The organism is Emticicia soli (genome assembly GCF_037860775.1).
Classification (GTDB): Bacteria; Bacteroidota; Bacteroidia; order Cytophagales; family Spirosomataceae; genus Emticicia; species Emticicia soli.
Window position 1 is genome coordinate 164,370 of sequence record NZ_JBBEWC010000002.1, and the last position, 25,158, is coordinate 189,527.

Below are 25,158 nucleotides of genomic sequence, written 5' to 3' on the forward strand. Positions count from 1 at the left end.
CGCTTTTATAGCCACTCAGCAATAACTTTCTTTAACTCGCTTTCCGAGTTTGCAGTCACATTAATAAGTTTGAATTTAGGTTCTCCTTTTAGCACCCGCCATCGCCAATCCAATTGGCTGCTTGTAATAATTTTACCATTTGTAAACCACCATGCGGTGTAGAGTTTATCGTTTTTGTGGGTGAGCATACCTGTATAAATTTTATAGCTTAGCAAAACCTCTTCTTTTATTTGGTTAAAAACATAACCACTACCTTTCCAGCAAAAAATGGGGCTGTGTTCACCCGAATAAAAATCAGGTATAGGTTTGATATACACTAGCGCATCAGGGCTTTTTAATTGAGTGATGCCATTACCTAAAACTTTTGTATTATAACCTGCCTTTTCTTGTTTTATGCTTGTAATCTGTGCTGTTTGCAGCGTTTTTGAGCCAGTAAATGAGAAAACCAGATAAGCTGTAATGCTTAAAAATACGCCATTTAATACCCATTGCTATATGCCTGATACTTGAATATCGGCCTTGATAAGAGCCGCTTTTTGCTTTGGGGTAATTTGTTTAATAAGCCAAGCCATAGGTAGCCAGACATACGCCAGTAAACAACAGATACCCATCAGGTCGTGCAGGAAGTTTTCAGGTGGAATTTTGAAAATAATCAGCAATAATATCCGGCATAGATTGCTAACAATGTTGAGCAAAAACGTAATAGCTAAACTGGCTAGTTGCCAACCGAAGCCTATTTTTTTCTGAAATACAGCTTGGTAATAAGCCAATAAAAACACAGTTAGCAAAAATGAAACCCCAAGCATTTGCAAACCTGTACAGGCTGCATCTACCAGAAAATCATCGCCGTTCAATAGTATCAGATTTCCTTTCACTTCAACCGGGAAGTGTAAACGGGTGAGTAAGTGGCCGCTAATTTCGCTCAACCATATACGAATCGGGAAAGTAAAGGTTTCTGATATATATCTGAACAAGGGCGACATCAGCAAAAGGCTTATAAAAGCCAATTCGCTTATTTTCCCGAACAGACTTTCAACGCAAAACAGCAAGGCTATAACCAATAGCAAATACCTGATTGAGAAAGTCGGTATGTAAAAAGATACAAGCGCCAGTAGTAGAGTAGGGGCAAAGAAACGCATACTCCTCTCTGTTAATGTCCCTACTTTTAATACATAAGCTAGTACTCCTAAACCCAACCAAAAGGTAGTATCACTCAGAAAATAGCCTTTATAGCTGATATTAATAAATAGAATGATGTACGCTATAATTAAGCCTGCTTTGCTTGTATCGTGGCTGAGGGTTTTAGTCATAACTAGAGCCTTTTCATGATGAAATAGAGTACTACACAGGTAAACGTGATTATCAATAACCATTCGTGTGGTTCTGGTACTGATCCTGATGATTTAAGTGAGGCATTTCCAAGGCTATCCTGACTTTTCTTAATATCAAATCGTTCGTAGTCTGCTTGTTTTTCTAATACCACTAAACTCGAAATAGGCGTAACAATATTGGCCGTAGCAGCTTCCTGAACCAAGGTATCTGATAAATAATCAGCCTTAAAGTAATTGACTCCTATTTGCTTCATTATGTGGTTGTAGGCATACAACCTTAGCAGATGGTCGGGCGCATCTGTTTTTTCTATTGTTGCTGATGTTTCGTTAATCTGTATTCCAGCGTTTTCGATATTGACAGATTTTTGCGTAGGTGAGGGGAGTATTTTATACAATGGGCCTTTACTGATTTCTACTATATCGGCTTTGTTGACAGCTATTACGCTTAATTCTTTTAGAGTTTTCAGATAAGGCGAAAGCGTCTCGTTTAAACTCAATACTTGTATTGGGCCTTGAGCAGTATTAATGTTTTTGGTAGCTGCGGCAAAACCACTTCCTGCAAGGTCTTTCAGGTTGGGAGCTTTGCTTGTGCCTTTGGTAATTAATAAACTATTTGTGTGGATTCGATAGAGCGGAAAAAGGCTGAATTGATAATCTTTTAGTTCATAGAATAGTTTGTCTTTATTGTACACATTCAATCGTATCAAACCATCTTTCCAAACCCATAATTCTTTGTGCTTGAATGTTGTATATATTTTGTCAAACTCTGCTTTAGTCCATTCTGCATTAATATCTAAATAAATTTTAGCCGGGTTAAATACCTGTTTCTGAATAGCCAGAGACGATAATACATAGCTTTTACCCTGAAAACTAAACGCTTTCTTTGAAAGCTCAGGGGCTTTAAAGCTAAGATACCAGTAGGGCTTATAATTGGTTTGTTTCTCTATGGGGTATGAATTAATACTCCAAGGCCCTGATAAATCATTGACAGATTCTGAAAAATCTATTTTTATGGTTTCTTTTGCATCATTAGCATTTGGACCTTTAAAATAAATGTTTTCATAAACCAATTCTCCTTTATGTTCTTTCAGCGGAGAGGTAATTCCTATTTTTACTCTTCTTGCTTCATTGAATGTACATGGAAATACCCTGATACTTAGCCTGTTGCCTTCTTGCCAATGAACAACCGATGGGTCTCTGCTTTCTACACCTACAATTGTTTTATAGGCAGAGTCTGCCTTTGCTTTGGTGGTCAGGTACCCTTTTTCTTCTTTACCGTTTATCCAGAGTGATAGCGATGAGGCCACTGCTCCTTCTGGTAGATAAAAGGTATAAATAGCTTCTTGTCCACGCCATGAGTTTATAGAAGTATTGGCAATTGTGAGCGTTTTCTCGGTATAAGCCATTCTGTACTCAGGGTAAATCCGGGCTTGTGTTATCACACTTTGTGTCGTCAGATAATCGCCTGCCCATAATCTTTCCTGACTTTCGTGTCGTACATCATGCATAACCTCCAGAATTTTAATTCTATCATCGGTGTCTACGGCAAGTTTAGAATTGAATGAAGAGGCTAGTATGACTAAAGGATCGTACTGAGTTTGTTCAAAACTGCGCCTTTCAGGCATGATATTGAGAAGGTTATCATTATTCTGATAAACTAAGCCTGTTTTTAAAATTCGTTCACTGATCCAGTTATTTTCAATTTTTTGCGATACTACTACCCAGTTTGGAACCTCATCTGTTTCGGCCGTGAAAGATTTTTGATAAGTCTCTTCGATTTTGTTTTGGGTTACATTCCATTGGATAACAAAAAAGATGATGAATGCAACAGGTGTGAGAGTTCCAAAAAAGATAGCGTTGTTGTGTGAATGCCAGGCTCTTCTAAGCAGTTTGATGTGAGCAATTAATAGGAACAATGGCACGAATGTATGAAAACCAAGCCCCAGCGCAGCAATAAGTATTATGCTGCCAGGATATACAGGGAATAGATAAATGGCGAAATAAGTCCATAAAACAGTTGATGCCGCCAGGAATATGTATAAGATTTCTTTTACTCTTTTAGGAAACTTAGGCTCCCAATAGAACAAAATATTGCTTAGGCATGAAATAACAAGTGCTACCGAAAGCCAATCGGTTGATTCCTGAAATATACGCATTTCCCGATTCAAGGTGAAACAACTCACAATCCATATTTGCCATAATAGTAGTCTATATGCTAGAGAGTCTTCGGGTTGCTGTCGCCAGAAAACCCTCATTCTTTTAGTTACGAATAAAATAATTGTGTAGCCAATAGCAAAAACCTGTGTGATAAAGGCTACTGAGAGTGCATCAGTATTTTTTGAAGTAATAAATATAGATACCGAAACAAATAATATTAGCAAACCCCAGAAGTATTCGAGGCTTGGTGCAAAGTCATGCCAGTGCCAGGCTGACTTACCTTTGGCAGGTGCAACCTGCCGATAATTCTGCTCTTTAATTGTTTCCATAAAATGTGTATGTAGTTTACATAGGTGTGAAATCTTATCTGTTTTGGACTGAAGAAGTGCTTGGGTTTGTTGGTTTGTCTTTCAAATAACTCACAGCTTTGCTATTTGAGTAATCCCACGAAACCCAGTTATAGTGTTGCTGATCGTTCAGATACCACTTTATTTTTGAATAAAGTACATTTACCTCGGCACTCTCAATTTCGGGAGATTGGCTATGCAGATATTTGATTCTTTGCGCAATTTTTTCTCTGTTTTCGTGCAAAATTGGGAGAGTTCTTTCTGATAGACTATACAAATATCTGTAATCAAGGTTTTCTGTATTCTGAGTGCGCAGATTATAGCGGGCAATCATAGAGTCCCAGTCGAATAGTGTCAGGCTTACTATTACAAAATACAAGACCCAACCTGCTTGTCGGAACAGATTAAAGAACGAATACAGATACTTGATTTTGAGCCATAGCATTACCAACCCTATTGAAGTAAGCAACAGAAATACAGCTACACCTATGCGTTTGTGTGTAAGACCATAATTGGCAATGTATTCATAGTTGCGTAGTAGCACAGATATTACCAGAATGCCATTCTGTATAATCCAGACATAGGCGGCAATAACAAGCCATTTGTTATTTATAAAGAAATTAAGGTCTTTGCGGAAATAGTATAGTAAAATACCAATAGACAGTACAATGCTGAGTATTAATAGATAGGTCCCTTCATGCACTAATTTTGAAAGTTCATAGGCAGATTTTAAGTCGGTGCCGATATTGAACCATAAGTAGCGAATATCAATGATATTGATTAATAGTAATAGTGCATTTACAGCGCATATCAATATCAGCGCTGTTTTGTATTCAGTTTCAACTTTGGCTTTATCAAGGTCTTCAGTCGGTTTAACTGTGTCAGACTTTGGGCTAATGCGATGCAAATTGCTGGCTCTTTCCCAACTGAATAAAACACTGAATATAAAAAATGCACCAATAGCTAGAAACCACAGACGAACAGGTGAAAAAAGCTGAAAGAATGAGTCTAATACCTGAAAAAGATTAGCAAAAGAATTATTTAAAATATCACCGAAAACGGGGTTTGCAAACTTAAAAATCAAGACGAACACCGAGAAAACCAACAATGGTATCAATATTATGCTTAGTGTTTTGTGCAAGCGTTTCAGATGCGTGTTTCTATCTGATAGAGAACTAATGGTTTGACTAATCATTTTAAACGGTTCGAAAGTCGTCATCATGCAATTAAGCCCATATTGAAACAATGAACCGCTTACGGTGCTCAATTGCTTGCGATGAAGAAAACCTACAAGGATAAAAAACGAAATAAAATGCGCCCGGAAACTAATATCAGTATTATAGACCACAAGCATAATGCCTGTAATAATTGTGAGGCTAAATGAGGTTTTTAATGCCAGTGTATCGAATCTTTTCTGCCCGAAATAAACCAACGAAGCTATGAGCAAGCCATTGAATAACACTACGTTGATGCCAGGTTTTTCTTGCCAAAAAAAATAATTGAATAGCGCAAGAAGCAAGAGTATTAAAAAAAAGCGAGGTTTCGAGGTATTCATAATTGCATGTTTTAAAAGTACTTTGTTTTTCAAAGTGAAAAGGTAAAAAAATATACTAAGAGCCTTTAATAAATTTTTCTAACTCATTCAGATGTTCATTAAAAGCCTGTTTCCCTTCGTCCGTTACTGAATATACTGTGCTTGGTTTACGGCCTATAAATTCTTTTTTGAACGAAATATAGCTAGCTTCTTCCAAAGCACGCAAGTGTGTAGCCAGGTTACCATCAGTCAACGATAAAAGCTCTTTCAGCATATTGAAAGATACTTCATCATTAACCATCAGCACCGACATAATACCTAAGCGGGCTTTGCTTTCAAACGCTTTATTAAAATTCTGTAATAAATTCATAATGCCTACAAAGGGCAAGCGAGGCTAATCGCCTGACCAATAACTATTTTTTTTCATACCTGAAATACACCACCGCCCCATAAATAATATGTAGTACGCCAAAGCCTATCGCCCAGAAAATAAGGTTCCATTTTGCCAGAAACAGCGAAATAATACCCAAAATAATTTCGCTGATACCCAGATAAAAGGTATCGTGCACGGTATATTTACTGGCATTTACCAACGCAATACCATAGAAAATCAATGTAGCCGGAAAACACAACCAGAAAAAACCATGATAAAGCATTCCCAAGCAAAAAATACCCCCAGCCAAAAGCGGAATCATCATTGTTCCCAACAGGCGTTTTGAAGTAGAATTCCAGGCACTTAAACCTTGTTTGTTGGTTTTTCGTACAGTGAAAAAAACACCTGAAATCAAGGCCGAAATAAGTACTACTATTGCATCTATGAGCAACAACGGAACAATCTCGTTTCGTACATTAGGGTCAAACAAAAGATATAACCCATCAATGTGTATTTTCTGATGTGCATACCATGCACCTGCTAAAGCACAAATACCAGCCGAAATACCCGATAGACCGCTTAATGATAGGAATTTCGACGAACGTTCCATCATAGAGCGTATTTCTTTGAGTTGTTCAAGGTGCTCGTTCATAGATAAGCTAATATTTTAGGCAAAAATAGAATAATTCCTACAATTACAGCAAGTAAAGAAATGATTAAAACTCCGCCTGCTGCTAAATCTTTTACTTTTCCGATTAATGGGTGGTGTTGGGGCGATACAAAATCGCATAATTTCTCCAAAGCTGTGTTAAAGGCTTCGGCTACCCATACCAAACCAACTATAATACACATAATTGTCCACTCAATTGGGCTTAGCTTTACTAAAAAACCTGTTAAGATTGTCACAACCGTAGCCAAGAGGTGAAACCTGGCATTGTTTTCCTGCATCAGCACCCGTATACCCTGAAAAGCATACTTAAAACTACGCAACATTTTTGGTACGTTCATAAGAAGGCGGAATCAGCAGGGTTAAAGAAACATATAATACCATTACTACCAGCGAAAACACCATTGTTGTTTGTATAGCCAAAGGATTCTGAAGCTCCTGAAACGATTTGCGAAGTAAGAAAATCGGATTCGTAAATAAATCCCAGCTATTGAAACGAACGAATCTGCCTAAATACAGGCCAAAGCCTGATAGTACTACACTCATTGAAACGATGCTCCAAGCCCAGAATTTGTTAGTAAGCCTTCTGATTATCTGATGCGCTACATATAACGAGTACAGCCCAGTGGCTAACCCAGCTAGTGCAACAATAAAGAAACTCACGGAGTCGAACCATAGAAGATGACTTTGAGATTCGGTCAAATGTATCAAATCGGTAATAATGTAAGGCGAATTAGGGAAAAACAACAGCCACAAACCTAGGCAGCTATAAATAATAGCTTGCTGCGCCTTGTTAGGTGTTTGTTGCGAAGCCAGATACCTGCGAGCCACTAAAACAAAGAATAGGGGTACCCAAGCCAGAAACAAATTCCAGAGTAGATACACGCCTCTTAAGCTCTGCGTTTTAATAACACCTGCTATTAAAAGCACAAAACTGAGAGACGTAAGCAAAACCAGACTTAAGGTCGGGCGGCTAATTGAAAAAGAGATAGTAATCTTTTTTAAATTCATGTCTTGATGAAAAGAACTTTGTAATACAAAGTAAGTTTGAATTTTGATTCTATCCAAATTTTTGTAGAGATTTTTTGAAAATAAAAAAAGCCAACTCATAAAAGTTGGCTTCTCAATAGCATTTTGTAGGTAATGATTTTTTCAACAATAAGATTAAAAATGTCGAATTCATAGAGTTTGGCACATAAACAACAAACGTTATAATCACAACATTGTATGTTTGCTCTTTAGACGGCGCTTTTGTAGAAAGTCACACCATGAGCGAATTTTTTGTGATTTTTATTTTCAACTTGCAAAGCAATAAAATCAACATAGTGTGCTTATTAATCAAGGTCTTAGAAATGGTATAGACAGGCGGCAGTTGTAGAAAATATGGCCGGCATTATCAATTTATTAAACCTTTGTCGTTAAATTAGTTGGTTCTTAATACTAAAAGACGTTTACCTGTAAATATTCGTAGATTTTGAACACATTAATATCAAGTTCTGTTAATATTTAAATAGGGTGATAACATTGTAGGAGTGTATGTCTGAGATAAGTTTTGATTATAAAACCGAGTTAGTGAGAGTTCCGGAAGAGCCGGGAGTATATCGTTATTTTGATGATAACGGCGAAGTAATTTATGTTGGAAAAGCCAAGAATTTAAAAAACAGAGTTACCAGCTATTTTGCCAATTTCAACCGTCACGACCGTAAAACCCGTCGTTTGGTGGTAAGTATCCGTAAACTGGAGTTTACCATTGTTCCTACCGAATTTGATGCACTTCTGCTCGAAAATACACTTATAAAGAAGTATCAGCCACGTTATAATATTTTGTTGAGAGACGACAAAATGTATCCTTATGTGTGCGTAACTAACGAGCGTTTCCCAAGAGTAATTACAACCCGACGTATTGAAGATAAATCGAAAGGTAAGCTCTATGGTCCTTTTGTTAATTCAAAAGCCATGTATGCCTTGCTCGAGATGTTCAGCCAGTTGTACACTATCCGCACCTGTAACCTTAACCTTGCGCAAGAAAATATCGATGCCAAGAAATTCAAGGTATGCCTCGAATACCACATTGGTAACTGCAAAGGTCCTTGTGAAAACCTACAGACAGAAGGTGATTATATGCGAGAGATTGAGCAAGTACACAATATATTGAGAGGTAATCTGGCACCAGCTAAACAGTATTTTGAGCAAAGAATGCAGGATTCGGCTAAAAAGCTGGCATTTGAGGAGGCACATCAGTTTAAACTGAAATTAGATTTTCTGCAAAACTACCAGAGCAAAGCTACGGTGGTGAATCCGGCTATTAAAGATTTAGATGTTTTCAGTATTACTTCTGACGAAACTTCGGCTTACATCAATTATCTGAAAGTAATAAATGGTACTATTACACTGACCCAGACACTTGATGTAAAAAAGAAGCTGGAAGAAACCGACGAAGAAATTCTGGAAATGTTTATTGTAGAGCTACGCCAGCAATACGAAAGCACAACCAAAGAGATTGTAACGAATATTCCGCTAACGATAGACATGAAAGCCGATATTTCGGTGCCACAGATAGGAGACAAGCGCAAGCTATTGGATATGTCGTTGAAAAATGTGGTATACTTCAGAAAAGAAAAAGCCGAACGTGAGGCCATAGCTGCCAGTGGAGCAACTAACAAACGAGACCGTGTACTGGTAAAATTAAAGCAGGATTTACAACTCAAAAACCTGCCACGCCATATTGAGTGTTTCGATAATTCGAATATACAAGGGACTAATCCTGTGTCGGCTATGGTTTGTTTTATTAATGGGCAGCCATCGCCAAGAGACTACCGCCATTATATTCCTCGAACCGTGCAAGGCCCTAACGACTTTGCTACAATGAAAGAGGTAGTAACCCGCCGCTATACCAGATTGCTAGAAGAAAAAGCCGATTTGCCTGATTTGATTATTATTGATGGGGGTAAAGGGCAACTTTCAGCCGCTTGCGAGGCACTGAAAGAAATAAGCTTATATGGCGAGATTCCGATTATTGGTATTGCTAAAAGGCTAGAAGAAATCTATTTTCCGGAAGATACTTTGCCGCTATATATTGATAAAAAATCAGAATCTTTGAAATTGATTCAGCGTTGCCGTGACGAAGCTCACCGTTTTGGTATTACACACCACCGAGACCGCCGTAGCCAGAACTTCCTGATTAGTAGCCTTGAAAGTGCGCCGGGTATAGGTAAGCTAACAGCCACCAAAGTACTGAAACATTTCAAGACCATCTCTAATATCAAAAATGCGCCTGAAGAAGCACTTATTGAGCTTGTAGGTAAAGACAAAACCCACCGTATTAAAGAATTTTTAGAGAAAGAAAGTTAAATAAGAGTATTTTTAAATCAGTGTTGAAGGCTATCGTATATCATGCGTGATACTTCTGCTAGGGCTTCAACACCTTTTTTCTCATCTTTCAATTTTCTTGAGAGCAATACCAAAACGTATTTTCTGCCATCGGGTAAATATATGATGCCCGAATCGTTTTGCACGCCAGTAATTGAGCCTGTTTTATGGGCTACTTTTACGTCTTTAGGTAGTTTTGCAGGTATTACATCTCTGAATTTCTGGTCGAGTAATATTTCAATCATGCTTTCTGAATCTGCCGTACTTACAACTGTTTTTTGAGCAAGTTTTTCAAAAATAAGCATGAGGTCATAAGCCGTAACAGTGTTATTCATCCCCAGTTTAAACGCTTTACTGTCTTCAACTCCTCGCAATACCTCAATATCGTTTGCGCCGAGTGTACGCATGGTAGCATTGGCGTTTTTAGCATCTACCAAATCTATCAGAATATTGGTTGCAAGATTACTACTCACAATTGTCATCTGATAGGTGAGGTCGTAAATAGTCATTTTCTGACCGATTTTTTTATACATATCGTCAGCACTATCATCACTTATATCAAGGCTGAATGGGCTGCCATCTACAATACTTTTAAACTCATTTTTAAGTACGATAGAATCAGATAACTTGAATTTTCCCGTCTTTGCCTGTTTAAAAACCTCAATCATCACAGGCGTTTTCATGGTACTAGCCGCATGGAAATTATCTTTTTCGTTAATAAAAAGGGTTTGTCCGGTTTGTAAATCTTTAAATGCAACTGCCAACTCTCCCTCAACAGAATTGAGTTTTGCCTGAATGGCAGTTTTGAGTTTTGAAGATGCGCCTGTTTGTGCCAACAATTGCATAGTTGATGTAAGAAGTATTATGATGAAGTAAGCTATTTTCATTCGGGTAAAGCCAAATTGTAAGTAATTGAATGCCTTGTATGCAAGATAATTGAAAATTGTTAGAATCAGAATAAATAAACGTATTGTGATAGAATATGAGCATTCCGTAGACTTTAGCGTAATAAACACCAAAAAATCTTATTTTGTGGAATATGTTCCACAGAAATCTAGGTTTTAGCCTGTTTTATGGCTTGGCAAATATTTTTTTACTTATACATCATAAAACATTTAAAACCATGATAGTAGTATTATTTATATTTTCACAAGTTATTGCATTAGGATGTGTATCAGCTTACGGCGTTCACCTTGAGCGTGAAGAGCAAAGAAACTACCGAAATAGTCTGATAGACCAACGGAAAGGCAACAAACAATGATAAATGTAGCGTATTAACTAAAATCGTTTTTGAGAGATAACTGCTGGATAATTTCTGAAACTTCTGATAACAATAATAGTTATAAAGGTGGAAACAAAATCTAAGAACCCAAAAACAATCGTCAAAACTGAAAAGCCACCTAAAGTGGCATCTTCCAGATTAGCAGGGTTAAAATATATTTGCTTTTATTAATACTTGCTACCAACCACTACTTTACCTTTAAGTTCGTGTTTTTGGCCTGATGTATTAAACAACTCTGCTAAAATTATGTAATACCCTACGGCTACTATATCATTATTGCCACTTTTGCCGTCCCATATTATTATGTCGTTGGTACCAAGTAATTGATTCTGTGCCAATTGTTTCAGCATACGTCCGTTACTATCAAAAATATAAACATTGGCTAAATAACCGTGTGTATCTAGTTTGAAGTTTAACTGGGCAAGGTCGTCAATTCCGTCGCTGTCAGGCGTAAAAATTTCTGGTTCTATTGTAAAAGAAACCTTTGTACTCAATGGTATTACCTGAGAATTTGAATATCCGGGAGTTGCGTACCCTTCTGATGCAGCTGCCGAATGCCAGTTGCCAAGTTGAGACGAGGGTATATTATAATCAGTTTTTTCGAGCGATACTCCCGCTTTATCGTCAATTAATGCATGATGCAGGTCTTCTGCGTAATCGAATCTATCAAAGAGCCGTTTGTGGGCATCGAGTAGCATAACCGTTCCTTTTTCGTTAGGAAACGATGGCAACGAGGCCATTTCAAGTATGTTTTCGCCAACTGCCTTGAAATACTGATTTTTGATAATTGTGGCGTTTCGGCTCAATACCAAAAACTGCTTAGGCGGCAAGATAAAGTTTGTATTGCTGATAGTTCTGTTATTAGCTATTGTACCTGCTGCATCAACATTTGCTAGTGCCCAATCTTTAAGGCTGATAAACTTATCGCTACGGTTATATATTTCTACAAAATCTTCGCCACCACTTCGTGGATGAAACAGAATTTCATTAATCACTACATCGCTTGAGTCGGCAGGTTTAGTATTGCCAATAGTTAGTTGCGCTTCTTTTAATACATTGCCTGAGCAATCGGCTATATTTTTAGCCGTGAGTGTATACAGTGTGTTATCTTGTAGTGGAGAAGCCAAAGTTAGCGTAAGGAGTTGATTTTGTGGGCTTTCGATACTTATTTTCTGTATTATAAGAGATTTATCTAACAAATAAGCAATATTACTGATAGCTGAAAGACTATCTAGTTTTTCAGAAAAAATAAGTTTTATAGTCGAAGCATTCTCTAGCTCATATCTTAGCAATGTAGGTGGAGTGAGGTCTGGTTGAGATGCTTTCACGGAGTTTTCTTTCCCCGGAGTGCCTTGTAAAGCAGCCTCGCTCGAAACCCAATTGCCTGTTTCTACGCAGGCGAAATCGGTATCAATCATTTCAAGGGCATATCCTTGGTTTTTGTTTGGGGTGTACCACTTATCGGTATAAGTAACCGAAAATAATGTTGTATTCCTGCTGTCTTTAATAATGAGTGTACTACCAGCATTATTCAAAGAAAAATTGTTTAGCCCTACCACATTGCCATAGGCTTGAAATTCGGCTGTATTGTTGCGATGCGTTACAATCAGGTATTCTTTAGGTTGGATAGATACATTCGGAAACCTAACCGATGTAGTATTATAAAACAGCACAAACTGATTGAGGTTAATACTTTTTTCAGAGTGATTATATAGCTCAATATATTCTTTTTCGGGCAAACCCTTGGTAGGAGTGGGGTCTGCCATTATTTCGGTAATAATAAGGTCATTGGCTGTTTGGGCTATTGTGCCTGTAAACGCAAGAAATATAAAGGAAAAGGTGTAAATCAATACGGATTTACACCTTTTTATTGCTATAATCATAAATCGCTGAAAAGTAATAAGCTACAAATATTAAGCAGTCTCTTCTTTAGGTTTTACCGGAGCTACTGCTTTTGGTTTTTCTGCTACAGGCTTAGCTGGTGCTGGTTTTGGAGTAGCAGGCTTTGGTGCTTCAGGTGTAACTGTTGGCTTAGGCGAATCAGCTTTTGGTGCTACAGGTGCTTTACTTTCTTGTTTTTTATCTTTTTTGCCTTTTTTCTCTTTTTTTGCTTTCTCGGCCACTTTTTTCAAAGCCTTCTTTTCTTCTTTTTGTTTATCTTTCTCTACTTCTTTTTTTACTTTTGCTACTTTCTTAGCTAGTTTTTTAGCAGTTTTATCGATAGCCTTTTTTATTTTTTTGCTGGTTGTGTCTCCTTTTACCACATTGGCAAGAGCTTCGGTAATTTCAGCGACCTTTTGTTTGAGATCCGTTTTCATATAGATTTTTTTAAGGTATTTTGTTATTAATCTACAAATACAAGCAACTGTGCTCAAAAAAGCAAAAAATTTGTGTTAAGTTTTATAGACAATACCAAAATAATTCTTTTTGGTATTGTCGGCCGACGTATATGGTACATTCAACAACAAACAAAAAGCAGAATTGTTATTCTTTTACTGAATTATAATAGAGAAGTTGTTTAGGATTATTTCTTTCGCTTAAAAATGTGTTATTTTGGCTACGCCTGCATCAAATGATTTCAACAATAGCGCTGCTATTGTCTTACCATTTGATTTGGCTCGCTCAAAATAACCCTATTTTTAAACTGAAATTAAAATCCTAAACAACTTCAGAACCATGATAGAGTTTATTACAGAAGATATAATTAAATTGTTGATTTCGGCGGGTACAGGGGCAATTATTGGTTTAGAAAGAGAGTATCATAGCAAATCGGCAGGGCTTCGCACCATGATACTTATTTGTGTAGGCTCTACACTTTTTACACTTATTTCTATCAAACTGGGGTCAGATCCCTCACGTATAGCCGCTAATATCGTAACAGGCATAGGCTTTGTTGGGGGGGGGATTATTTACAGAGATAATTCAAGCGGGCGCATTACAGGTATTACTACTGCTGCTGCTGCGTGGGTTACGGCAGCTTTAGGTATGTGTGTAGGCTTTGGTAAAGATTTATACGAGACCGGCTTTGTAGCCATGCTTTTGGTTATTTTTGCTTTATATGGCTTAGTACCATTGCAAGCCCGAATCAAAAGAAAAAACCTGATTCGTACCTATCGGATTGTGTGTAATTTCAAAAATGATTCATTGAAGCACTATGAGCAGAAATTTGAGAAGTTTGGACTGGAAGCCGAACGAAATATGCAAACTAAATCGAATGATTTGATAAGTGGTAAATGGACGGTGAGAGGCCCAGAAAAAAATCATGAAAAAGCTATAAAAAGCTTTTTGAACGACCCCGATATTGTTGAGTTTGATTTTTGAGTTCCAACCTTTTTACTGAATAGAGTATCTATTGAATAAAATAAACTACATCTGTTTTATGAGAACTATACTTATTTTTATCTCAGCTATTTTCTTGTTGGCAGGTTGCGAAAATAGTACCACAGACCCTGTCTTAAGCCAACTGAACGGGCAATGGAAATTAGTAAAAATTGGGGTCGGATTCCCAATGCCCAATGGACCTACTGAGCTTTCACCCGACTATGAGGAGATTCTGGAATTTAACTCACAAAAGAGTAGTTTTACACGAAGCAAAGACGGCAAAGTAGTTGAGAAATCTGATGTAAGCTTTATGGCAGATAACAATGCTTCTCAACTAAGAGGTGATTTGGTTTTTGAAGATAGTAAAACTTATTCGCCTATGTGGTTTACCGAAACACCAAAGTATCTGGTGCTATACCAAAGTGCGCCAATTGGTGCTACCTTGGCCGATGGTAACTCGTTTTTTTATGAGAAAATAAAGTAATACTTTCAATTTTGGCACTTATGTTCTAACTTGCAAGCAGAATCTAAAGTATCAAGATAAATTTATGGCAAAACATTCTGAACCGAAAAGACTTCCTGATTGGCTTACATTAGCGATATTTTTATTAAGTATGGTAATTCTTTGGGTATTTGGTGACTTGTTCATCTTTATACTCGGATTATTAGTACTTGGAATCACGTTCGCAAATGGCTATAACCGTTCGAATGCTGACGGAGGACATCATTAAGATAAGGGCGGTTTATCCGCCTTTTTTTATTCCTTTGCTGTGCCGTAAAAAATAAACTCCTTCTTTTGCTAAGTACACTGCTTAGCTTTAATTTCGCTTCGTTTAAGTCTCATAAGCATTTTATACTATTCAATCTTTTACTCATTCCAATGTCTAGAAAAAAACTTTTTAGCCTATTAGTGTTTGGGCTCCTTTCTGCGCATGCTGTTTTTAGTCAGAGCACAGCCACCTTTACCAATCCACTTTTACCTACCGGCCCTGACCCCTGGGTAATCCGGAAAGATGGCTTTTATTATTATTGCCACACCACAGGTAAAAACATAACACTCTGGAAAACCAAAAATCTGGCCGAATTATCAAAAACAGAAGGCCATGTGGTTTGGACTCCTCCGGCAACAGGCAATTACTCAAAAGAATTATGGGCTCCTGAATTACATTTTCTAAATGGTAAATGGTATGTGTATGTAGCCGCCGACGATGGCAAAAACGATAACCACCGCATGTGGGTGCTAGAAAACCCCGATGCTGACCCTACCACTACCAACTGGACGCTGAAAGGACAAATTACCGACCCAACAAACCGTTGGGCTATTGACATGAGCATTTTTGAAATGAATAAGCAATTGTATGCGATATGGTCTGGCTGGGAAGGATCTGAAAATGTAAGCCAGAATATCTATATAGCTAAATTGAAGAACCCGTGGACAATTGAAGGAACACGCACAAAAATAGCAAGTCCTGAATATAGCTGGGAGAAAATGGGCTCAGGCAATACACTGCCTGTAGTAAACGAAGGTCCACAGTTTTTAAGGCAATCGGCCAATAGTAAGAAAGTATTTATTGTGTTTTCGGCAAGTGGTTGCTGGACAGATAATTATACGCTGGGCTTGTTGGAAGCAGATGCCAAGGCAGATTTAATGAAGGCATCGTCGTGGAAAAAATCAGCTGAACCAATTTTTAAAGGCAACCCTGAAGGAAAAGTGTTTGCACCGGGGCATAACTCATTCTTTCAATCGCCTGATGGTAAAGAGCATTGGATAATCTATCATGCTAACCCAGAGGCTAATCAGGGTTGTGGCAACAAACGCTCGCCACGTATGCAGCCAATTACATGGAATGCAAACGGAACACCTAATTTGGGTACGCCTGTTGCAGTGGGGCAGGAGATTCGCCAGCCATCAGGGCAATAAGATGCCAAAAACTTCACTATATGAAAAATGCTATTACAAACGTAATAGCATTTTTTCAGAGACATTATCCACTCTATAGGCAATTATACAATTTCTGAATCAAGAACACTTTGTTTTTTCTTTTGGATAAGTGTTCCCCAACGCTCTAATGCTCCTACTAAAAACTCCAGATTAATAGGTTTGCTTATATAATCGTCCATTCCGGCATTCAGGCACTCATCTTTACTTTCCTGCAAGGCATTGGCTGTCATGGCAATTATAATCGGCTGTTCTATCGCTTGTTTTCTGATTGCCTCGGTTGCCTGCAAACCATCCATCTTAGGCATTTGCACATCCATCAATATCATATCATAGTTTTTGTGCTGAATAGCTTCCAGTACTTCTAATCCATTTTCGGCAAGGTCGGCCTCATAGCCAAGTTTACTCAATATTCTTAAAGCCAGTTTCTGATTCATAATGTAATCTTCAGCCATTAAGATATTCATCGGGTATTGCTCTGCAAACTCTACCGATAATTTCTTGGCAGGCTTATTCTGCACTTTTTCAACAATCGTAGATTGCTCTTCATACATAAGTAAATTATAGATGTTTCTGCACAAGATGTGTTGCTTGGCAGGCTTAGTAAGCACGGCAGAAAACAAACCCGGATGGTCTTTATAGAAAGTGCCGGAAACCGAGCTCAAAAGCATAATCGGAATAGCAGGAACGATTTTTTTAATAGCTAGTGCCAATTGAATTCCGTCAATTTCGGGCATTTGCATATCAGTAATAATAAGGTCAAAATTGCTATTGTTTTTTACATACTCTAAGGCTTCTTGTGGTGTCGAGAACAGAGTCGGTAGCATTTTCCAGTTTTCCAACTGCGTTTTGAGTATGCTCAGATTTGTCAGGTTATCGTCAATTACCAAAACCTTTTTGCTTGCTAAAATAGATAAGTCGAAAGGCAATACCGAGGTTTTTATTGGACTTATGCTAACTTTAGTACTAAACGTAAATATAGTGCCTTTGTTTAGTTCGCTTCTTACACTTATTTCGCCACCCATCAGCTTTATAAGCTTTTCGCTGATTACCAAACCTAAACCGGTGCCTCCATACTTACGGGCATTTGAAGAATCGACCTGAGAGAAAGCCTTAAACAATTTGTCAATTTTATCGGCAGGAATACCAATACCTGTATCTTTTACCTGAAACCCAAGCTGCACTTTTCCGTTAGGTTCGGTATTCGCTAAAAATACCCGCACAAACACTTCTCCTTCCTGCGTAAACTTAATGGCATTGCCTACAAGGTTAAGCAAAACCTGGCGCAAGCGTAGGTTATCACCAATGATATGTGAAGGCACATCACGGTCAATCTGGTAGAGTAAGTCAATATTAGATTTAGCTACTTTTGTAGCGAAAACATCTAGTACTTCCTCAATACACTGCCTTAAGTCAAAGTCTTTGGCGTCTAACTCCATATTGCCTGATTCTATTTTAGAAAAATCTAAAATATCATTAATAACTGTCAGTAATCCTTCTCCGCAATTATGTATGGTATCGGTATAATTCTTCTGCTCATCGTTCAGTTCTGTTTCTTCCAAGAGTGAGGTCATACCAATAATGCCGTTGAGCGGTGTGCGTATCTCATGGCTCATAGTGGCCAAAAATATACTTTTGGCTTGGTTAGCCTTTTCTGCTTCCTGCCTTGCTTTAAGTTCTTGTTCGGTTAATTTTCGTAGCTGAGCAGTTCTTACCTCAACCTGTTTTTCGAGGTTTTCATTAATGGCTTTTACTTTATTTATTCTGTATTTGTAATAGCCAAAAGCAATACCGATGATACTAGCAATTAGCAAGGTTCTGAACCACCATGTTTCCCAGAAAGGAGGTAACACTATTATTTTAATAGCAGTACCTTCTTCATTCCAGATTCCATCATTATTCGAAGCCTTTACTCTGAAAGTATAGGTTCCGGGGTCAAGATTAGTATATGTGGCACGTCGTCGGCCTCCTACATAATTCCAGTCTTTATCAAAGCCTTCCAGTTTATACGCATATTTGTTTTTACCTGATAATGTATAATTAAGCGCCGCAAATTCAAACGAAAACATAGACTGCTCATCTGTAAGTACAATCTCTTTTGTATCGCTGATGGCATTTAATAGTGGAGAGCCTTTTTCATTAATGTTAACAGTTTTATTAAAAATCTGGAAATCAGTGATACGCACCGGAGGCATAAATGTATTGTCTTTTAGGCTATCAGGATAAAAAGCATTTAGCCCACCCGGGCCACCAAAAAACATTTCTCCGTCAACAGTCTGATAAGCCGAGGTAGGTGTAAATTCGTAGCCTTGTAAACCATCAGATATATCGTATTTACGGAATGTTTTGGTAGCAGGTGTATATTTGGCAATTCCTTTATTGGTACTAATCCAGAAATCCCCTTTTTTGTCTTTCAGAATTCCGTTGATAGCATTGTTTGGTAGTCCATCATTTTCTTTAAGAGTCGTAAAAACATTGGTTTTTTTATTCAATAAAGACAAACCATCGCTTGTACCTACCCAAAGCATACCTTTTTCGGCTTCTGTAATAAATGTAACATTGTTGTTAGCAATGCTCGTTTTGTCGTTGTTTTTATGCGTAAAATGTGTAAAAGATTTAGTTTTTGGGTCAAAAGCATCTAAGCTATTATCAGTACCAATCCATAAAATACCGTTCTCGTCTTCATAGAGTGTCCTGACAAAATCGCTCGCAATACTCTTTGGATTTTTATTGCTGTGTCTATAATTCGTAAAAGTATTCGTCTTGAGGTCAAAGTAAGATAGCCCTCCGTTGAGTGAACCCAACCATAGATTCCCGTCTTTAGCCTTCAGTATGGCGTATACACTTTCTGATGCTATACTTTTATCATTGTTTTTATCGGGCATATGGTGGGTAAATCGTTTGGTTTTCTTATTAAAGATGTCAAAACCACCCATATAAAGCCCTACACCTAGTAGGTTGTCGTCTATTTCATAAACCGAAACAACATAGTTAGAATTAATACTATTGGGGTTAGATGCTTGCTTTTTATAGGTAGTAAAAGTGTTTTTCTTTTTGTCGAAAAAACTCAAGCCACCTCCATCTGTGCCAAGCCATACGTTTCCATCTTTATCGCCGGTAATAGACAGTATACTACTATTCTGCAAACCATTAGCAGGCGAACCTTCTTTATAAAGCGAAAACTTGCTCCCGAATTTGGGTAGAAAATTAATGCCATTAGAGTAGGTACCTACCCATAAATTTTCAACATCATCAATATATAAGCAATAAATTGAGTTGTTATTTAAGCTACTATTATCGTTGGCATCGTGCCTGAAATTCTGAAAAGTTTTACTGTTTATCCCATATACACTAATACCGCCATTTTCGGTGCCTATCCAGATATTGCCTGCTGAGTCTTCTGTAAACGATAAAATGTCATTATAGCCAAGACTATTAGGGTTTTTAGGGTCATTTTTAAAGTTAGTGAAACTACCATCAGCTACATTGTACCTCGATACCCCACCTCTCTGTGTACCAATCCAGATATTGTTATGGCTATCTCTGAACAGAGCTCTTAATCTATTTGAACCTATACTATTCTGCGGATTTTTAGGGTCATGAAAATACCTGACTACTTTTTTGGTATCCGGGTCAAACTTATTAAGACCATTGTTTGTGCCTACCCATATTTTGCCGTCTTTATCTTCTATTATCTTCTCAGTATCATCGCTGCTTAAAGTACTAGCATTATTTTCGTCAGACACGAAAACCTCAAAAGTGTTTTTTTTAGGATTAACCAAGTATAATCCTCCGTTTGTTGCCAGCCATAAGCGCTTTTTGCTATCCTCTAAAATATTGCGTACATGTACTGTTTTATCTGCCGGAAAAAAATGTGAGAACTTATTTTTCTTTCTATCAAATCGGTCTAGTCCGGTGGCTGTTCCTATCCAAAGAGTGCCATCACTATCTTCCACAATATCATTAACAATATTATTACTCAAACTTTGGTTGTCATCTTCCGAATGTTTATAAATCGTAAATCTATACCCATCAAATTTATTAATACCTTCATGGGTAATAAACCACATGAAGCCCTGGTTATCTTTAATAATAGCCCTGACATGCCCCTGCGATAAACCATCGTTGGTTGTAATATGCCTGAAATTAGGTTTAAGTACTTGGCCAAATGATATCTTTAATAGTAAACAGCAGCAGAAAGCCAGTAAAATTTTATAATTCATAATGTAATGTTTACGGATAATACATAGGTATTTAAATATACAAGGCATTGTATTATGCCTCAAACAATTTGAAGTGTGTAGGTCTTAATAAATGATACCAGCAAGAGTGAGAATGAAATTTTTAAAAGGCAGTTTGTCGTTGAAAAGCAGCAAAAATAGTGCCAACAGAACTGCTAAAAATATATACGTAAAATAAACAGTTACCGGATTTTAACGAGATTTTTTGAAGTAATTTTTTGTTATTTTTAGCATACTTGTTTTTTGAAAAATAGCCAAAACAAAAATTGAATCCTATTTTCAGATATGAAATTACTACCTATCAGACAGTATTTAAACGAGAATAAAGCCTTATTGGCCAAACCCGAATGCCAGGAATTGGTTGAAATGAGTGTTGAGTTTTATGAGAAAGTAGGCTATATACCACCCTGGATTTGCTACTTCGTAGAAGAAAATGGCATGATTATAGGTAGCGCCGCTATTAAAGGGCCACCTATCGATAATATTGTTGAACTTGCCTACGGTACTATGGAAGATTACAGAAACCAAGGCGTTGGCACGGCTATTTGTAAACTTTTGGTTGATTTAGCATTAAAAACCGACCCCTCGGTGAAAATTATGGCACGCACTCTACCCGAGAATAAATTTTCTTGCAGAATATTAGAGCGTAACAAGTTCACATGTATTGGCACAGTAGATGACCCCGACGATGGAGAAGTACTTGAGTGGGTTTATGATTTTTAAGATTTATGGTTGTTAGCCACAGAATCAGATAAAATGATTGAAATGTCCGATTTATTGCTTCATCAATCCTAACATCTGATGCACGCTTTAGCGTATTTTTGTGCAAAAAACAGTTTTATGTACGAGGTTTTTGTATTTCTTCATTCTATTTTTCGTTGGTTGGTGTTAATAAGTCTATTATATGCCATAGGCCGGAGCATTGAGGGTTTAGTAAGTAAGCGTGCCTATACTAAGGCCGATAACCTTGCCCGTGCTATGGCGAGCACCATTAGCCATACGCAATTGTTGATAGGCTTTACGGTGTACTTTGTTCTAAGCCCTATTACACAGTTTTTTATGAAAAGCGGTTCAGGTGATAATCATGAAATATGGTTCTTCGGAATTTATCACATTGCCATGATGTTACTAGCTATAGTAGTGATGACCATCGGCGGCTCAATGGCAAAACGTGCCGCTGGCGATACCGCTAAGTTTAAAACCACAGTAATTTATTTTTCTATTGCGCTGGTACTTATTTTACTGGCGATTCCTTGGTTTCGGCCATTTTTTAGAAACTTTTAAAACAATTGTTAATGCTAGATTTATTTAAAACACAATTAGGCAGGCTTCGTATTTTAGCTTTTATAGAAGGTGTATCGTTTTTGGTAATTTTGTTTATTACTATGCCAATGAAATACGCCTTTGATAACCCCGCACCCAACAAAGCCTTCGGTATGGTGCATGGCTTGTTATTTATTTTGTATCTGTTGGCAGTTATTCAGATAAAAATCGAACAGAATTGGAGTTTCCGTAAAACATTTTTAGCTTTAGTAGCTTCAATTATACCTTTTGGTACTTTCTGGGCCGATAAAAAGCTGTTTCAGGAATAGATTAAGGCTAAAGTTACTATTTTTAGTCTAAGAGCCTCTTATATAGTTTTTTGTAGCATCGTAGTTTTTGGGCATTATTTAACAAAATATCCCGAAAACTGCGATGTTTTTTTATTTGACCACAATTAATCAGAATAAAATAAGTATTTATTTTACAGGATATTAGCCTCTATTTTCGGATGATAGATTTTCTTAAGCATTTTGAGCAGTACATCAAAGTAAGCGACCAACTGAAGGAAGAGCTTAGCAAAAGGGTTATATTTAAAACTTTTGCCAAAGGTGATATACTGCATTCGGCAGATAGAATATGTACCAAAAGCTATTTTATTCAGAAAGGCCTCTTGCGCTTGTATTTTCTGAAAGATGGCAAAGAAATAAGTGAGTATTTTAGTTGTGAAGGCGACTGGACAAATTCGCCCCGAAGTTTTATTCAGCAAAAACTTGATATATATTATATAGACGCCATTGAGCAAACAGATGTATATATACTCGAAGTACACGACTTAGTGTTACTGTTTAATAATTTCCCGGAAATGGAACGTTACTCTCGTCTGTCAATGGGAAGCACTTTTGGCTATATGCTTGAGCGCATTACTTCAATGCGTTTTACAACTGCCAAAGAGAAATATGAACACTTTTGTCAGGTATATCAAGGCATTTATCACCGCATTCCGCTAGGTATGGTGGCTTCGTATCTGGGAATCACCCAAGAAACATTGAGTAGAATAAGAGCCGAAAAGTGATTTTTTGATATAGGTCAAAAATTAAGACAAATATTGCCCGCAATTTTGTGGCATATTTTTAATTAATCAGATACTTAGATGAATCATTTTAGATTTTTATTAGCGGGCTTCTTACTTTTTGTATCATTTCAGGGCTTTACTCAATCCCTATCTACCAAAGGCGTTAATAGCCGACTGTATGTGGGCGATACAGACAAACAACCCTTGATTGTTGGGCTGGGAGGGTCGGAGGGAGGTAACCCTTGGGCAAGCAATTATTGGAAAAAAACAAGAGACGAATTTATAAATAAAGGTTATGCTTTTCTGGCATTAGGGTATTTTGGTGCAGAAGGCGCACCAGATATGCTCGACCGCATTTCTTTAGAAAAAGTACATGATGCCATTGTAGAAGCTACTAAAAATCTGAAAATAGATAAAAACCGCATTGCGCTTATTGGTGGGTCGAAAGGGGCAGAGCTGGCATTGCTTTTGGCAAGTCATTTCAACGATATAAAATGTGTAATAGCTATTGTACCAAGCCATGTGGCTTTTCCGGGGCTTACAAATCACTTGTCTACTTCTTCATGGACTTATCAGGGTAAAGAAGTGCCTTATGTGCCTGTTTCAGAAGAAGCTATTCCAGCCTTAATCAAACGAGATTTACGTACTGCATTCGACACAATGCTTAACGATAAAGCAGCTGTTGAAAAAGCAGCGATACATGTAGAACATATAAACGGGCCTGTTTTTCTGCTATCGGCAACGCAAGACGAGATGTGGGGCTCAACGCCTATGTCAGATGCTATTATAGCGCGATTGAAGCAGCATAACTTTACACATCATTACGAACACATAGCCATTGAAGGTGGGCACGCTGCACCTCTAAAGCACTTCAATAAGATTTTTGATTTTCTGGCGAACCATTTTAAATAAAAATGGTGTATTACATGAAACATCAAAGCAACAATTGTCTAAGAAGCACCAGATAAAAACCTACAAAGCAGATGCTTACCGAAGTAATTTCATAAATTCGGAAGATAGGCTTAAGGCTATACTTAAGGCTGACCCTGATAAGTTTTTTATTGTGAAGGTTGAAGACCTTATACGGCTGATGAAACTACCGGTACCTCCGGCCAAAACCAATACACATAGCTTTATATACCTTACCGAGGGCGAAGCTATTATGCGTATTGGTAGCGAGACTCATCGTATTGTGAAAGACGAATGCTTGATAGTGGCAGCAGGGCAAGTTTTTTCGTTCGATAACGTAGACATCAATAAGGGATTTTTATTGAATTTTCATGATGATGCCCTTATAGGTAAACTAGCTAAAAATGATTTAGTGAAAGATTTTGAGTTTCTGAAACTATGGGCCGAACCCAAAGTCAGTCTTGATACTCAAACGTCTGTCTTTCTCAAACAACTCCTGCAAAGGCTATTGTTTGAGTATGAAGCCAATGGTTTACAAAACAGAGAGATTATACAATCTTACCTGATAGCCGTATTGTGTGAGGTGAACGGCGTGTATAAAGCTATAGCAGACAACAAGCATTTAAAAGCGGCTGATATTTCGAACAGGTTCAGAGAGTTATTATTTACGCACATAAAAACCAGACATCTGGTAAGAGATTATGCCGAATTGCTGAATATAACAGCTAATCATTTGAATAAATCAGTCAAAGCCGTAACCGGAAAATCGCCTACAAAATGGATTGATGAAGCAATTGTGCTGGAAGCAAAGGTGCTTTTATACCAAAGTAAGCTGTCAATCAGTGAAATTGCTACCGAAGTAGGTTTGCTTGACCAATCTTATTTCAGCAGGCTTTTCAAGAAATATGAAGGCACTACACCCTTGCAATTCCGAAAATCTATCGAAAATACAATGCCTTTATAAAATTTATTTTTGTGCAAAATTCAATAAGCTACATTATCATCATAGCCAATTGATGCAAAAAACTCAACTACTTTATCTGTATATTCTCCAAGGTCTTTTCTCCCTTTCAGAAAATGCTGTAAAAGCAAAGAGGGCAATTCAAGCTTTTCTTCAATACCACTGAGCGAAAACGTAGGCTCGTCTTTCTGTTGCTTAGCTAAAAAAGCTCTAAAATTCTTCACATTAGCCATTAAAAAATAAGTTAAAGTATGTTTAGATTATATTATATTGTTACAGCCAAATATATCAGAAATAAGCGACTTGCGCAATAATTTAATTAGTTTGATCTGAGTATATGTCAAAAGTTTGATAAGAGCCAAAAGATTTGTAAAATGGGTTTACCAAGACTC

24 protein-coding genes are annotated in these 25,158 nt (G+C 37.4%); 11 read left to right on the forward strand and 13 right to left on the reverse strand.

The features are described from left to right. Window positions 1–5 precede the first annotated feature (5 nt). From WAE64_RS03450 to WAE64_RS03485, 8 genes are all read right to left on the reverse strand, one after another. On the reverse strand, window positions 6–317 hold the full coding sequence (locus tag WAE64_RS03450; RefSeq protein ID WP_340234628.1) for a hypothetical protein: 312 nt from the start codon (window positions 315–317) through the stop codon (window positions 6–8). 174 nt (window positions 318–491) lie between these two features. Continuing rightward, window positions 492–1,310 carry an exosortase N gene (gene xrtN / locus WAE64_RS03455; RefSeq protein WP_340234630.1) on the reverse strand — a complete coding sequence of 273 codons (819 nt, stop codon included), beginning with the start codon at window positions 1,308–1,310 and terminating at the stop codon, window positions 492–494. 2 nt (window positions 1,311–1,312) lie between these two features. Next, complete coding sequence (locus WAE64_RS03460) at window positions 1,313–3,817, reverse strand: XrtN system VIT domain-containing protein (protein ID WP_340234633.1); 2,505 nt, start codon at window positions 3,815–3,817, stop codon at window positions 1,313–1,315. A 34-nt stretch (window positions 3,818–3,851) separates the two neighbouring features. Continuing rightward, window positions 3,852–5,390, reverse strand: a complete 1,539-nt coding sequence (locus WAE64_RS03465) for a DUF4153 domain-containing protein (RefSeq protein WP_340234634.1) — start codon at window positions 5,388–5,390, stop codon at window positions 3,852–3,854. Between the two features lie 55 nt (window positions 5,391–5,445). Then, window positions 5,446–5,739 carry a winged helix-turn-helix domain-containing protein gene (locus WAE64_RS03470; RefSeq protein WP_340234635.1) on the reverse strand — a complete coding sequence of 98 codons (294 nt, stop codon included), beginning with the start codon at window positions 5,737–5,739 and terminating at the stop codon, window positions 5,446–5,448. 43 nt (window positions 5,740–5,782) lie between these two features. Then, the gene (locus WAE64_RS03475) at window positions 5,783–6,394 is read right to left on the reverse strand and encodes a hypothetical protein (RefSeq protein ID WP_340234637.1); all 612 of its coding nucleotides are present in this window, start codon (window positions 6,392–6,394) and stop codon (window positions 5,783–5,785) included. Next, window positions 6,391–6,750, reverse strand: a complete 360-nt coding sequence (locus WAE64_RS03480) for a diacylglycerol kinase family protein (RefSeq protein ID WP_340234639.1) — start codon at window positions 6,748–6,750, stop codon at window positions 6,391–6,393. The genes WAE64_RS03475 and WAE64_RS03480 overlap by 4 nt, the downstream gene beginning before the upstream one ends. Further along, the gene (locus tag WAE64_RS03485) at window positions 6,725–7,420 is read right to left on the reverse strand and encodes a DUF1361 domain-containing protein (RefSeq protein ID WP_340234641.1); all 696 of its coding nucleotides are present in this window, start codon (window positions 7,418–7,420) and stop codon (window positions 6,725–6,727) included. The genes WAE64_RS03480 and WAE64_RS03485 overlap by 26 nt, the downstream gene beginning before the upstream one ends. Before the next feature lie 525 nt (window positions 7,421–7,945). On the opposite strand from WAE64_RS03485, the gene uvrC reads away from it, so the two are divergent. Further along, entirely contained in the window at window positions 7,946–9,760 is a 1,815-nt protein-coding gene (gene uvrC / locus WAE64_RS03490) for an excinuclease ABC subunit UvrC (RefSeq protein WP_340234643.1), read from the forward strand. 17 nt (window positions 9,761–9,777) lie between these two features. On the opposite strand, the gene WAE64_RS03495 is transcribed toward uvrC, so the two are convergent. Beyond that, entirely contained in the window at window positions 9,778–10,665 is an 888-nt protein-coding gene (locus tag WAE64_RS03495; RefSeq protein ID WP_340234645.1) for a serine hydrolase, read from the reverse strand. A gap of 236 nt (window positions 10,666–10,901) precedes the next feature. Between WAE64_RS03495 and WAE64_RS03500 the strand changes: the two genes are divergently transcribed. Beyond that, window positions 10,902–11,039 carry a hypothetical protein gene (locus WAE64_RS03500; protein WP_340234647.1) on the forward strand — a complete coding sequence of 46 codons (138 nt, stop codon included), beginning with the start codon at window positions 10,902–10,904 and terminating at the stop codon, window positions 11,037–11,039. Between the two features lie 188 nt (window positions 11,040–11,227). Here the strand turns inward: WAE64_RS03500 and WAE64_RS03505 are convergent, their stop codons facing one another. After that, window positions 11,228–12,910, reverse strand: coding sequence for a lamin tail domain-containing protein (locus WAE64_RS03505; RefSeq protein WP_340234649.1), 1,683 nt, complete (start codon window positions 12,908–12,910; stop codon window positions 11,228–11,230). A gap of 63 nt (window positions 12,911–12,973) precedes the next feature. Further along, on the reverse strand, window positions 12,974–13,378 hold the full coding sequence (locus WAE64_RS03510; protein ID WP_340234651.1) for a histone H1/H5 family protein, HCT subfamily: 405 nt from the start codon (window positions 13,376–13,378) through the stop codon (window positions 12,974–12,976). Between the two features lie 358 nt (window positions 13,379–13,736). On the opposite strand from WAE64_RS03510, the gene WAE64_RS03515 reads away from it, so the two are divergent. The 3 genes from WAE64_RS03515 to WAE64_RS03525 all read left to right on the forward strand — a co-directional run bounded on the left by WAE64_RS03515 (window position 13,737) and on the right by WAE64_RS03525 (window position 16,302). Beyond that, window positions 13,737–14,381, forward strand: a complete 645-nt coding sequence (locus WAE64_RS03515) for an MgtC/SapB family protein (protein ID WP_340234653.1) — start codon at window positions 13,737–13,739, stop codon at window positions 14,379–14,381. A gap of 58 nt (window positions 14,382–14,439) precedes the next feature. Then, window positions 14,440–14,865: a hypothetical protein gene (locus tag WAE64_RS03520; RefSeq protein ID WP_340234655.1), complete on the forward strand. Its 426-nt coding sequence runs from the start codon at window positions 14,440–14,442 to the stop codon at window positions 14,863–14,865. A gap of 396 nt (window positions 14,866–15,261) precedes the next feature. Continuing rightward, entirely contained in the window at window positions 15,262–16,302 is a 1,041-nt protein-coding gene (locus WAE64_RS03525) for a glycoside hydrolase family 43 protein (RefSeq protein WP_340234660.1), read from the forward strand. An 83-nt stretch (window positions 16,303–16,385) separates the two neighbouring features. Here WAE64_RS03525 and WAE64_RS03530 read toward each other — a convergent pair whose 3' ends face one another. Further along, window positions 16,386–20,543 (reverse strand): hybrid sensor histidine kinase/response regulator, encoded by a 4,158-nt coding sequence (locus WAE64_RS03530; protein WP_340234662.1) that lies wholly within the window; start codon window positions 20,541–20,543, stop codon window positions 16,386–16,388. A 303-nt stretch (window positions 20,544–20,846) separates the two neighbouring features. Between WAE64_RS03530 and WAE64_RS03535 the strand changes: the two genes are divergently transcribed. The 6 genes from WAE64_RS03535 to WAE64_RS03560 all read left to right on the forward strand — a co-directional run bounded on the left by WAE64_RS03535 (window position 20,847) and on the right by WAE64_RS03560 (window position 24,769). Then, window positions 20,847–21,284 (forward strand): GNAT family N-acetyltransferase, encoded by a 438-nt coding sequence (locus tag WAE64_RS03535; RefSeq protein WP_340234664.1) that lies wholly within the window; start codon window positions 20,847–20,849, stop codon window positions 21,282–21,284. Between the two features lie 117 nt (window positions 21,285–21,401). Then, window positions 21,402–21,845, forward strand: coding sequence for a hypothetical protein (locus WAE64_RS03540; protein ID WP_340234666.1), 444 nt, complete (start codon window positions 21,402–21,404; stop codon window positions 21,843–21,845). An 11-nt stretch (window positions 21,846–21,856) separates the two neighbouring features. Continuing rightward, window positions 21,857–22,153 carry a DUF3817 domain-containing protein gene (locus WAE64_RS03545; protein WP_340234668.1) on the forward strand — a complete coding sequence of 99 codons (297 nt, stop codon included), beginning with the start codon at window positions 21,857–21,859 and terminating at the stop codon, window positions 22,151–22,153. Between the two features lie 179 nt (window positions 22,154–22,332). Beyond that, entirely contained in the window at window positions 22,333–22,896 is a 564-nt protein-coding gene (locus WAE64_RS03550; protein ID WP_340234674.1) for a Crp/Fnr family transcriptional regulator, read from the forward strand. 78 nt (window positions 22,897–22,974) lie between these two features. Next, window positions 22,975–23,808, forward strand: coding sequence for an acyl-CoA thioester hydrolase/BAAT C-terminal domain-containing protein (locus tag WAE64_RS03555; protein ID WP_340234678.1), 834 nt, complete (start codon window positions 22,975–22,977; stop codon window positions 23,806–23,808). Window positions 23,809–23,842: 34 nt separating this feature from the next. Continuing rightward, a complete protein-coding gene (locus tag WAE64_RS03560; protein WP_340234680.1) occupies window positions 23,843–24,769 on the forward strand; it encodes a helix-turn-helix domain-containing protein in 927 nt (308 codons plus the stop codon). Between the two features lie 20 nt (window positions 24,770–24,789). Here WAE64_RS03560 and WAE64_RS03565 read toward each other — a convergent pair whose 3' ends face one another. Then, window positions 24,790–24,999 carry a hypothetical protein gene (locus WAE64_RS03565; RefSeq protein WP_340234682.1) on the reverse strand — a complete coding sequence of 70 codons (210 nt, stop codon included), beginning with the start codon at window positions 24,997–24,999 and terminating at the stop codon, window positions 24,790–24,792. Window positions 25,000–25,158 lie beyond the last annotated feature (159 nt).

Bases quoted from the DNA above. Each gene is read 5' to 3' on its own strand.
- WAE64_RS03480 (WP_340234639.1), bottom strand. From the start codon at position 6,750: ATGAACGTACCAAAAATGTTGCGTAGTTTTAAGTATGCTTTTCAGGGT.
- WAE64_RS03460 (WP_340234633.1), bottom strand. From the start codon at position 3,817: ATGGAAACAATTAAAGAGCAGAATTATCGGCAGGTTGCACCTGCCAAA.
- WAE64_RS03465 (WP_340234634.1), bottom strand. From the start codon at position 5,390: ATGAATACCTCGAAACCTCGCTTTTTTTTAATACTCTTGCTTCTTGCG.
- uvrC (WP_340234643.1), top strand. From the start codon at position 7,946: ATGTCTGAGATAAGTTTTGATTATAAAACCGAGTTAGTGAGAGTTCCG.
- WAE64_RS03515 (WP_340234653.1), top strand. From the start codon at position 13,737: ATGATAGAGTTTATTACAGAAGATATAATTAAATTGTTGATTTCGGCG.
- WAE64_RS03485 (WP_340234641.1), bottom strand. From the start codon at position 7,420: ATGAATTTAAAAAAGATTACTATCTCTTTTTCAATTAGCCGCCCGACC.
- WAE64_RS03545 (WP_340234668.1), top strand. From the start codon at position 21,857: ATGCTAGATTTATTTAAAACACAATTAGGCAGGCTTCGTATTTTAGCT.
- WAE64_RS03520 (WP_340234655.1), top strand. From the start codon at position 14,440: ATGAGAACTATACTTATTTTTATCTCAGCTATTTTCTTGTTGGCAGGT.
- WAE64_RS03525 (WP_340234660.1), top strand. From the start codon at position 15,262: ATGTCTAGAAAAAAACTTTTTAGCCTATTAGTGTTTGGGCTCCTTTCT.
- WAE64_RS03510 (WP_340234651.1), bottom strand. From the start codon at position 13,378: ATGAAAACGGATCTCAAACAAAAGGTCGCTGAAATTACCGAAGCTCTT.
- WAE64_RS03470 (WP_340234635.1), bottom strand. From the start codon at position 5,739: ATGAATTTATTACAGAATTTTAATAAAGCGTTTGAAAGCAAAGCCCGC.
- WAE64_RS03555 (WP_340234678.1), top strand. From the start codon at position 22,975: ATGAATCATTTTAGATTTTTATTAGCGGGCTTCTTACTTTTTGTATCA.
- xrtN (WP_340234630.1), bottom strand. From the start codon at position 1,310: ATGACTAAAACCCTCAGCCACGATACAAGCAAAGCAGGCTTAATTATA.
- WAE64_RS03500 (WP_340234647.1), top strand. From the start codon at position 10,902: ATGATAGTAGTATTATTTATATTTTCACAAGTTATTGCATTAGGATGT.
- WAE64_RS03540 (WP_340234666.1), top strand. From the start codon at position 21,402: ATGTACGAGGTTTTTGTATTTCTTCATTCTATTTTTCGTTGGTTGGTG.
- WAE64_RS03535 (WP_340234664.1), top strand. From the start codon at position 20,847: ATGAAATTACTACCTATCAGACAGTATTTAAACGAGAATAAAGCCTTA.
- WAE64_RS03550 (WP_340234674.1), top strand. From the start codon at position 22,333: ATGATAGATTTTCTTAAGCATTTTGAGCAGTACATCAAAGTAAGCGAC.
- WAE64_RS03495 (WP_340234645.1), bottom strand. From the start codon at position 10,665: ATGAAAATAGCTTACTTCATCATAATACTTCTTACATCAACTATGCAA.
- WAE64_RS03530 (WP_340234662.1), bottom strand. From the start codon at position 20,543: ATGAATTATAAAATTTTACTGGCTTTCTGCTGCTGTTTACTATTAAAG.
- WAE64_RS03565 (WP_340234682.1), bottom strand. From the start codon at position 24,999: ATGGCTAATGTGAAGAATTTTAGAGCTTTTTTAGCTAAGCAACAGAAA.
- WAE64_RS03475 (WP_340234637.1), bottom strand. From the start codon at position 6,394: ATGAACGAGCACCTTGAACAACTCAAAGAAATACGCTCTATGATGGAA.